The organism is Burkholderia latens (assembly GCF_902499045.1).
GTDB classification, from domain to species: domain Bacteria; phylum Pseudomonadota; class Gammaproteobacteria; order Burkholderiales; family Burkholderiaceae; genus Burkholderia; species Burkholderia latens.
Genome location: NZ_CABVPL010000032.1, coordinates 67829 through 77585 on the forward strand (window position 1 = coordinate 67829; position 9757 = coordinate 77585).

Here is a 9757-nt window from a genome sequence, read left to right on the forward strand (position 1 = left end):
TGATGTCCGGAATCGACGGGCAGCTGACCTGCGTATCGCCCCACGACCATCTGTCGCCGACGTTGTTTCTCGGCCTGCCGGTATCGGTCTGGCTGACGACCGATCGCGGCGGCACGAGAACGATCAATGCGATCGTGCGCGAAGTGCGGACCGGTCAATCCGACGGCGAACTGACCGTCTATCAACTGCACGTATGCGACGCGCTGTCGTTGATGGACCGCCGCACCAACGCCCGTGTATTCCGGTCGCGCAGCGTGCCCGAAATTCTGGCGACGCTGATGCACGAGTGGAAGCTGCGCAGCCCAGCCCTCGCGCGCGCCTTCGATTTCGACCTGTCCGGATTGCAGGCCGATCGCTATCCGGTGCGCGAACTCACGCGGCAGGTCAACGAGTCGGACGCCGGCTTCATCCGGCGTCTGCTGCGCCGGGAAGGCATCACGGTCTTCGCGAAGGCCGAGCCGGCCGGCACGGCGCGCGGCATGGCCGACGCGTCGCCGGTTCATACGCTCGTGTTCTGCGACGATCCGCATCGCCTGACCGAGGCGCCGGCCGGCACGCTGCGCCTTCACCCGCGCGATGCGGGAACCGAACCACGCGACACGGTCACGCTCTTTGCGCACGCGCAGCGCCTGTCGCCCGGCGAAGTGCGCCGCCCGTCGTGGGACTACAAGAAGGCCCGTGCGGACGACTCCAGCGCCGTCACCGGCATCGAGCAGGGCGAATCCGGAAACGACCTTGCGCGCCTGTTGACCGACGTCGCGATCGATATCCCGCACGTCGGCGACTCATGGACCGATCACCATCGCATCACGCACGACCGGATACTCGCGCATCAGTTCGAAGCCGAGCGTTACGACGGGATCGGCAGCGTACGCGACATGCCGGTCGGCCACTGGTTCACGCTGACGGGCGACCCGGAACTCGACATGAAGCCGGTCGACCATCGCCGGTTCGTTGTCACGTCGGTTCGGCACGATATCCGGAACAACCTGCCGAAGCCGCTCGCGGGTCGCGTTCATGAGCTGTTCGCGGCGAGCCGGAATCTGGCGCAAACCGTTGCGCCGACATCGGGGTATCGATCGCAGCAAACCGGCACGCGCTACGAGAACCGCTTCACGTGCGTGCGTCGCGGTGTGCCGCTCAAGCCCGCATACGACCCGAAGACCGATCTGCCGCCGGCTCACCTGCTGACCGGCACGATCGTCGGCGCGCAGGGCGACGAAGTGTTTTGCGACGAGGCCGGCCGCGTGCGCGTGCAGATCCACGGCTACGATCCGGACGATCATGCGCACGCGCAAGGCGCCGGAACGAACGGCCTGGCGGGCGACAGCGCGCCGATTCGCGTCGCGACGAGTCTGGCCGGCGGCAATTTCGGCGCGATTTTCCTGCCGCGCGTCGGCATGGAAGTGCTGTTGGGATGCCTGTCGGGCGACCCGGACAGGCTGGTCATCATCGGCGTGTTGAGCAACGGCGCGAACCCGCCCGCGACGTTCAGCCATACCGGCGCACTTCCCGGCAACCGCTTCCTGTCGGGGATCAAGACCAAGGAGATCCGAGGCCGGCGTTACAACCAGCTTCGCCTCGACGACACGCCGTCGCAAATCTCGGCGCAGCTGGCGAGCGAACACGCGCATACGCAACTGAATCTCGGGTATCTGACGCAGCCGCGCGAAAACGGACACGGGAAGGATCGCGGCGAAGGCGCGGAGTTGCGCACCGATGCGGCGATGGCGTTGCGCGCGGCGCAGGGCATCCTGTTGTCGACCTATGCGCGTACGCAGGCCACCGGCGATCAGCTTGACCGCGACGAACTGATCCGGCTGCTCGATCAATGTACCGAACTCTTCAAATCGCTTGGCGATTACGCCGGTCAGCATGGCGGGCGATCCGCCGATTCCGCCGGTCAGGACAACGTTGCAGGCGCCTTCCGCAACTGGACACCCGACGCTGCTCGGCCCGGCTCAACCGACGCCGCGCCCGCGTTGATCGCGTTCGGCGCGCAGTCAGGATCGCTGAACGTCACGCCGAAAACGCACGTCGCGTATGCGGGCGAGAACATCGATCAGATCGCGCAGCAGCACGTGCAGGTCGCGAGCGGCGAACGCATCAATCTTCATGCCGGGCGCGGCGTCGCGATGTTCGCGCACAGCGACGGCATTGCGGCGATCGCGAATCAGGGGAAGGTGGAGATTCAGTCGCAGAACGACGATACGCAAGTCGAGTCGGCGAAGAACATTCGATTGACGGCGGGTGGCGGACACCTCGTCGGCACGGCGAGCGATGAAGTCGTGTTCGTCACGTCCGGCGGTGCGTATCTCAAGCTGCGCGGCGGCGATATCGAACTGGGGTGTCCGGGGAAATTCACGGTGAAGTCGGCGGGGCATGTGTGGGATGGGCCGGCGAGCATGAACGCGGACCTGCCGAAGTTCGGGCAGGACACGCTTGAGCGCGTGCCCAGGCTGGTTCGCGCTTCGGATGGCGACGCAGCCCCAGGATTCGACGGGCAGATTCACAAGGCTTCCGGTGCACTGTCGGGTTTGACGGCCGACGCGGCGGGTGAGCTGCCGGCAGTCGATACCGACCAGTTCGAGCGGCTGGCGGTGCAGTTCATCAAGAACAATTCTTAAAGCATGTGCAGGAGTCCGGATGACCAGTTCGAATCTCGATCCACAACCGATAGCGGACCCGTCCAGCGGCGAGCACGCTACGAAATCCGATGCGGCCGGCGCGGTTGCTCCGCGCCCTGCCCCGCCACCGATCGTCGTCGGCCGCGGCGAAGGCGTGACGATGTTCACGAAGGGGATACGCCTGATCTGCGTGAAGCAGATGCCGTTGCCCGGCATCGTGATTTTCGTGCATGGGGTGAATTCCGAAGGCGAATGGTTCGAGGCGTCGGAGGAAGGGCTGTGCCGTGGGCTGAATCGGCGGCTCGGGCGGCTGGACGACCAGATGATGTATCACGGCATCGATGCCGGACAGTTGACGCCCGCGAAGTACACGGAAAGCGTGACGCCGGATGGGTTCTTGAACCCTGATTTGCTCGCAGACAATTACATCAAACCCGATCCGTCGTTCTCACCGGTCATTCATTTCCGGTGGGGCTATCGGGCGACAGCGGCAGAGCTGAAGGAATACGGCGACAAGATCTTTCTGAACGAGAAGGACTATTGGGGCGGCGGTCCGTTCACGAATGGTTGTTCAAGCCTGCCCGATCTGTGGCACGGTGGCCTTGATGACCGAACGATGGCCTGGATGACCGTGCAAGGCATCAACCCGACCAACCGGCCGCTGTATCGCGCGCCGCCACGCGCGTATGGCGTGCTCGCCGCGTTGCGCTTGGCGCGGCTCATCGAGTCGATTCGAAGCATGCAGGCCGACGTGCCGATTACCGTCGTATGTCATAGCCAGGGCAATATCGTCGGCCTCACTGCGGCATTCTTCGGCGATGCATTCGCCGACGTCGAAGATCCATGGGGACGTAAAGGCCATTGCGTGGCAGATGCCTACGTGCTGGCGAACGCGCCATATAGCCTTGCGAACGCAGAGGGCCCGTATAAATCCGACACGTTCATGGATACATGGTCGCAACGCGCAACGAAGGACGCGAGCGGCCAGCGCGGGCGGCAGACCTATGCGGCGCGCACGAAGACGTTCGGAAAATTTCTGTCGATCATCGGCGCGCGCAAGGCATACGAACTGCCCGCGGACAAGATCGATGAAGACATGGCGAACAAGCGTGTATCGCCAGCGAGCAACCGCTCTTATGCGGCACAAGAAGATCGCATGCGCCATGGCTTGAATGGATCGACGTATGGCCGCATCACTGCATATTGCTGTCCGCACGATCAGGTGATTTCGGCGGTGACCGTCCAAGGCATCGGCTGGCGCGGGATCAGCAAGCATGAACTGGACGATCTCGGCGCGGCGGACATCCTGACGCAGCGCGTGTTCGCGTCCGGCTTTCCAGTCGGCATAAAGAAACCCTACCGGTATTGGGAAGACGACTGGCGTCACGGCAAGCAAGGAACGAAATCGGGCTTCTGGTATCCGCCGTCGCCGCCGGCCAAGTTCAATCTGGTCGGCGCGATCAAGGGAAACGAGTCGGTTCTCGGCGTGGCAGCGACGCTCGTGACTGCGCCGTTGATGTTCGTCGTGACGGGCATCAGTTCTGCGTTGAACATGCTGCGTGTGAATGCCGATCCGCCGAAGGGCTGGACGGTGGTGGCCGATGCGCCGGCGCTTGATGAACCATTTCCGCCGAAGGCACTGCGATTCGGCAAGTCCGTCGAAACCAAGGACGGCGACGCGGTAAGCGATTTCAACGAAGGCAACGATCCGCCGGCCGCGTGGCGCGACGCAAACAAGACCGAAGCCGACAAGCGCGCCGACGATCCATACGACCAGTATCGGCCGAAGAACAAGGACGGCATCGCCCAAGGAACGGCAGCCACCGAGGCCGGACAGCGCTACGAGGATCGCGCATTGATGCGAATGGAAGCACGTCGAACGCTGAACACGGAATGGATCGATAGCGACGGCCACGTGATCGGCGAGGACGGCAAAAGCGCTATGCCTGACGGCTACAAGGAATGGCGCGACAAGCAGATTGTCGATTGGCTCGATCGCGGAGCGATCAACAGCCCGACGAATCATTCGACGACGATGACCAATCCCGAGCACGCAGAGAAGGCGCTTGCATATGACGTCGCTGTGGGCCTGTGCTACCTGACGCCCGATCAACTTTACGACTTGCGGATTGAGGCGGATTGGCGGATGGGAGGCGGTATTCCCGATGGGCACCCGAACCAGAAGTATTTCGAATATTTTGCGCAGGGTGAAATCGACGATCTGCCGATTCACGAATGGGTACATGCCGAGAAAAGCGAAGGAAATAAACCCGGCGCGATAGCGGATGAGCGTGAAGGTGAGCTTTATCTGAAAGTCGGAGGCGTGATTTGAAGACGCTGATCGCTACATGGCCGCGGCGTGTCGCGCTCGCCGTCTCCGCATGGCTGATCGCAGCCGTGCTGATGACCGTCCTGACGGTCCACGGAGAGCAACCCAATCCAGCGCATATGGAAATAGGAGAGTGGATGAAACGATTTGTTGTTGTACCGGGCCTGGCTGCGCTCATGGTCTTCGCATTCGCCACCGCGGCGATACATTCCGCGCAAGCTGCGTCTGCGCGGGAGCCAGCGGGGAAGCCCGCGACGTCAATCGAAGAGCCGGCCAAGCCGTTTCTCGCCCAGGTTGTCGGACTAATGTGGTTGAACCCATTGCAGCGTATGGACTATCCGACGGAATGGCAACTGCTATGGACGCAAGGGCTTGTTACACCGAACAAGAATGACGACATGGTCCGCACGAACCCCGAGAAATTCTCGTCTCTCCGATCGATCGGTGCGCTCGTATACGGCAACCGAGGGGCGGAAACGTTCAAGGGCTTTTACCACAAGTATATGTTCAAGTTCCCGTTGCTACTTAGCTCGCGCTATGCCTCCAATCCCAAATACTTCTACACGGTGAGCCCGGCAAACAAAAAGGACTGGCGTGAATTGGCGGGCATCCGTGTCGAAGCCGCGATCCCGAACCGGCTCGATGCGGACGAGTCTCAGAGCTATTTGCGCGACCGGATTCGAAAGACGTTCTCGATCGGCAATCCCCATTTCCCGACGATGTGGAGCCGCGCCACGCCCCCCGACGTCCGGATCACCCAAGGCGGCGCGAACGCCGGCTTCACGTCGCTGAACAATGCGCTGGACTACTTGCAGCAGAATCCCGACAAGACCGTGTGGGCCATGAACTGGGACGCCCCGAGCTTCCCGCCGACCGACGCGCAGATCAACGAGAACCTGGTCGTGCTGTTCCTCGCCGGCCCGAACTTCAACACCGAGCGCGAACCGCTCGCGTGGATCGGCAAGGCGGCAACCGGCAACACACAAGCGTTTTCGCCGAAGGCCGGCACGACGCGCGTGGTGCTGGCATGGAAAGCGACGATCGATGAAGCGGCACGCAACGCCGGCGTCGCGGTCACGGATCTGAATTACATTGTCCACGACGCGGGCGCGCCCAGTGACGCATCGTCGTCACGCCTTGCGTCGCTCGCGCAGACCTTGACCGAAACGCTGCGGGAATACGACCACCGGAAGCAAACCTTCAACACCGCCGCGCTGCTCGGCGACATGGGAACCGGCAGCGCATTGACCGACGTCGCGCTCGCGATCGGCCGGATCAACCACTACGGCGGCAACGCATTGGTAGCGGGCACGACCGACCCCGAGCACCCCGTCGCCGTCGTCGTCAGGCCACCGCCGAAGCTCACGCCGATCGACCCAACCCAGGACTGGTTCCGCGCACGCGGCGGCAACAACGCGTACCTGCCGTGGTGGGGACGCCGACACGATGTCGATTACGGCATGCAGGGCTATTCGTGGTAATGCGAACCGGCGCGGCAGTGCGCAACGAACACGAACCGCGCCGCCGCGCGAACCCATTCGAAAGGAAAAGTCATATGCAAGGAATCATCCGGGTAGGCGACAGACACACGCACGGCGGCCGCGTCGATTCCGGCGCCGAATTCAGCAAGGTCATGGGGCGCGCGGTCGCCCGCTTCGGCGACGCGTGTTCGTGTCCGATCCACGGTGCCTGCACCATTGCCGCAGGCGACGCGGCCTTCAACATCGAAGGCCAAGCCGCCGCGTTCGACGGTCACGTGACGTCATGCGGAGCCACACTGATTTCATCCGTTCCGACGTCGGTGCGAGCCTGAATGCCGAAGACGCGCCGCATGACCGCCGAGCAGTTCCGACTGCTGCGGCTTCAGGACACACGGATCAAGCCGTTGAACCAGTGGGCCCTGCACGAGATTTTCGTGAAGGGCCGCCCGCAGCGCGAGTTGGCCGCGAAACTGGGCATGAACCGCTCGGCCATGTCGCAGCTCGTTCGCAAGGCATGGCAGCGGTATCTGGAACTCCCGTGCAACGTCACGCGCGTCACGACGGTGACGATCACGATCCCGGCGAAATACGAACGAGCGCTGCACGCGTGGGTCGCGGACGCGCACCGCTTGTCGAATCAGCCCGGCCGGAACGAGTGGCCGTGACCGGCTCGCCCGTTGGCGCGCCCGCGGAATCGACTCGCCCCACGCCGGGGCCCACACCGCGTCGGTGACCCCCGGCCATGCGGCCTTCCGTATGACCAATGTGCGATGCTCCGCCGCCGTTAAAATCAAATTCCCCAATATGCCAAAACGATAAAACGTAATTCCACATCAGGTGCTTTTTCCAGCCAACTTTGGATCCTTTTTCCCCGCGCCTCCTCGTATCATTTCCCCCGTCACGAAGAGAAGAGCCAGAGAAAGGACATGAGCGATACCACCGCGCTGCACTACCTCGACTACGCAGCCACGACGCCCGCAGACCCCCACGTGATCGAAGCGATGACCGCCTGCCTCGGCGCAGACGGCATCTTCGGCAATCCGGCCTCGAGCTCGCACGCCGCCGGCCGGCTCGCGAAGCAAAAGGTCGAGCACGCGCGCGCGCAGGTCGCCGCGCTGATCGGCGCGGATGCCGATGAAATCGTCTGGACGTCGGGCGCCACCGAATCGAACAACCTCGCGCTGAAGGGCTATGCGGAAACCGCGACCGGCAAGCGCCACCTGATCACGAGCCGCATCGAACACAAGGCGATCCTCGACACGATGGCGAACCTGTCGAAGCGCGGGATGACCGCGACCTACCTGTCGCCGACCGCTGACGGCGAAATCACCGTCGATGCCGTGGCCGCGGCGATCGGCCCCGATACGGGGCTCGTGTCGCTGATGCTCGTCAACAACGAACTCGGCACGCTGACCGACATCGGCGCAATCTCGCGCGTCGTGCATGCGGCCGGCGCGCTGCTGCACGTCGACGCCGCGCAGGCGCTCGGCAAGACACCGATCGACGTGCGCGCGCTCGGCATCGATCTGCTGTCGATGTCCGCGCACAAGGTCTATGGTCCGAAGGGCATCGGTGCACTGTTCGTCCGCCGGGAAATCGCCGATCGCATCGCGCCGCAGATTCACGGCGGCGGCCACGAGCGCGGGCTGCGCTCGGGCACGCTCGCGACGCATCAGATCGTCGGGATGGGCGCCGCGTGCGAACTCGCCGCCGACAAGCTCGAGCGCGAAACCGTGCGGATCGCGGCGCTGAGCGCGCGCCTGAAGAACGCGCTGCTCGCGCTCGGCGACATCACGCACAACGCGGCAGGCGCACGCCGCATTCCGCACACACTGAGCGTCACGGTGAACGCGCCGGGCTTCTTCCCGTTCATGCTCGGCGATTCGCTCGCCGTGTCGTCGACGTCCGCATGCAATTCGACGAGCGGCGCGCCGTCGCACGTGCTGACCGCGATCGGCCTCGATGCGGAAGCCGCCGGCCGCACGGTGCGCATCAGCTTGGGCCGCTTCACGACGGAGCAGGACGTCGATGTCGCGATCGCGTGCTTCGAGCGCGCACTCGAGCAATGCCGCGCGTCGGCCGCAACCGGATTCACCGCGTCGCGGCAGATCACGCCGGCGGAGCTGAAAGCGATTCGCAACGCCGGCTTTCGCGCGGTGATCTGCAATCGGCCGGACGGCGAAAGCACGGATCAGCCGTCGTTCGACGAAATCGCGGCCGCTGCCCGGGAGCTTGGCCTCGACGCGCGTTATCTGCCGATCGAACGCGACCGGATCGGCGATGCGGAAGTCGATGCGTTCGGCGCGCTGATCGACGCGTTGCCGCAACCGGTGCTCGCGTATTGTCGAAGCGGAAGCCGCTCGGGGATGCTGTGGAGTCGGCTGACGGCGCGGCGCGCCGAGACGGTCTGAGTCCAGCCCGCACGTCACGACGCACCGCCCGCGCCCGCGCGGGCGGCAGCATCGTCAAGCGCCATACGCTTCAGTGCCTTCGGTGGCACATGCCGCATCGCAACGCACGTTCGCGAAGCGAGTCCGGATATCGCCGCGCGATGATCCGGCGCGCTTCGGCGTTCACACGGTTCAACCGTGCACGCGGTTGAACCCGACCGAACCAGTTGCCGCGTCTCAGCCGTAGACCGGAAAACGCCTGGTCAGATCGGCCACCTGCGCACGCACGCGCTCGATCGTCGCTGCATCTTCCGGATTCTCGAGCACGTCGGCGATCAGGTTGCCCACCTGCTCGGCTTCCGCCGGGCCGAAGCCGCGCGTCGTCATCGCCGGCGAACCCAGGCGGATGCCGCTCGTCACGAACGGCTTTTCCGGATCGTTCGGGATCGCGTTCTTGTTCACCGTGATGTGCGCGGCACCGAGCGCCGCTTCCGCTGCCTTGCCCGTGATCTGCTTCGCGCGCAGGTCCACCAGCATCACGTGGCTTTCCGTGCGGCCCGACACGATCCGCAGCCCGCGCTTGACCAGCGTTTCAGCCAGCACGCGTGCGTTCTCCACCACCTTCTGCTGATATGCCTTGAACTCCGGCGACAGCGCTTCCTTGAACGCCACCGCCTTCGCCGCGATCACGTGCATCAGCGGGCCGCCCTGAATCCCCGGGAAGATCGCCGAGTTGATCGGCTTCTCGTACTCGGCCTTCATCAGGATCACGCCGCCGCGCGGGCCCCGCAGGCTCTTGTGCGTCGTCGTCGTCACGAAGTCCGCGTGCGGCACCGGGTTCGGATACACGCCGGCCGCGATCAGCCCCGCGTAGTGCGCCATGTCGACCATCAGGTACGCGCCCACCGACTTCGCGATCTTCGCCAGACG

The 9757-nt window shown here is 64.2% G+C and carries 7 protein-coding genes; 6 read left to right on the forward strand and 1 reads right to left on the reverse strand.

Annotated features, from left to right (window positions below):
• Positions 1 to 2: 2 nt before the first annotated feature.
• The 6 genes from BSE24067_RS20790 (at position 3) to BSE24067_RS20815 (ending at position 8848) form a co-directional block, all read left to right on the forward strand.
• A complete protein-coding gene (locus BSE24067_RS20790) occupies positions 3 to 2627 on the forward strand; it encodes a type VI secretion system Vgr family protein (RefSeq protein WP_244130587.1) in 2625 nt (874 codons plus the stop codon).
• Between the two features lie 19 nt (positions 2628 to 2646).
• Positions 2647 to 4959 carry a T6SS effector phospholipase Tle3 domain-containing protein gene (locus tag BSE24067_RS20795; RefSeq protein WP_151063805.1) on the forward strand — a complete coding sequence of 771 codons (2313 nt, stop codon included), beginning with the start codon at positions 2647 to 2649 and terminating at the stop codon, positions 4957 to 4959.
• Between the two features lie 134 nt (positions 4960 to 5093).
• The gene (locus BSE24067_RS20800) at positions 5094 to 6437 is read left to right on the forward strand and encodes a virulence factor (protein WP_151063870.1); all 1344 of its coding nucleotides are present in this window, start codon (positions 5094 to 5096) and stop codon (positions 6435 to 6437) included.
• A 74-nt stretch (positions 6438 to 6511) separates the two neighbouring features.
• Positions 6512 to 6769, forward strand: a complete 258-nt coding sequence (locus tag BSE24067_RS20805) for a PAAR domain-containing protein (RefSeq protein WP_151063869.1) — start codon at positions 6512 to 6514, stop codon at positions 6767 to 6769.
• Positions 6770 to 7102, forward strand: coding sequence for a TrfB-related DNA-binding protein (locus tag BSE24067_RS20810; RefSeq protein WP_174904837.1), 333 nt, complete (start codon positions 6770 to 6772; stop codon positions 7100 to 7102).
• A 261-nt stretch (positions 7103 to 7363) separates the two neighbouring features.
• Positions 7364 to 8848 carry an aminotransferase class V-fold PLP-dependent enzyme gene (locus tag BSE24067_RS20815; RefSeq protein ID WP_151063804.1) on the forward strand — a complete coding sequence of 495 codons (1485 nt, stop codon included), beginning with the start codon at positions 7364 to 7366 and terminating at the stop codon, positions 8846 to 8848.
• Between the two features lie 216 nt (positions 8849 to 9064).
• Here the strand turns inward: BSE24067_RS20815 and BSE24067_RS20820 are convergent.
• Positions 9065 to 9757 (reverse strand): serine hydroxymethyltransferase (locus BSE24067_RS20820; protein ID WP_174904838.1); only part of this gene is annotated, 693 nt, incomplete at its 5' end.

Coding starts and splice junctions, on each gene's coding strand:
- BSE24067_RS20795 (WP_151063805.1), top strand. CDS start 2,647: ATGACCAGTTCGAATCTCGATCCACAACCGATAGCGGACCCGTCCAGC.
- BSE24067_RS20810 (WP_174904837.1), top strand. CDS start 6,770: ATGCCGAAGACGCGCCGCATGACCGCCGAGCAGTTCCGACTGCTGCGG.
- BSE24067_RS20790 (WP_244130587.1), top strand. CDS start 3: ATGTCCGGAATCGACGGGCAGCTGACCTGCGTATCGCCCCACGACCAT.
- BSE24067_RS20815 (WP_151063804.1), top strand. CDS start 7,364: ATGAGCGATACCACCGCGCTGCACTACCTCGACTACGCAGCCACGACG.
- BSE24067_RS20800 (WP_151063870.1), top strand. CDS start 5,094: ATGAAACGATTTGTTGTTGTACCGGGCCTGGCTGCGCTCATGGTCTTC.
- BSE24067_RS20805 (WP_151063869.1), top strand. CDS start 6,512: ATGCAAGGAATCATCCGGGTAGGCGACAGACACACGCACGGCGGCCGC.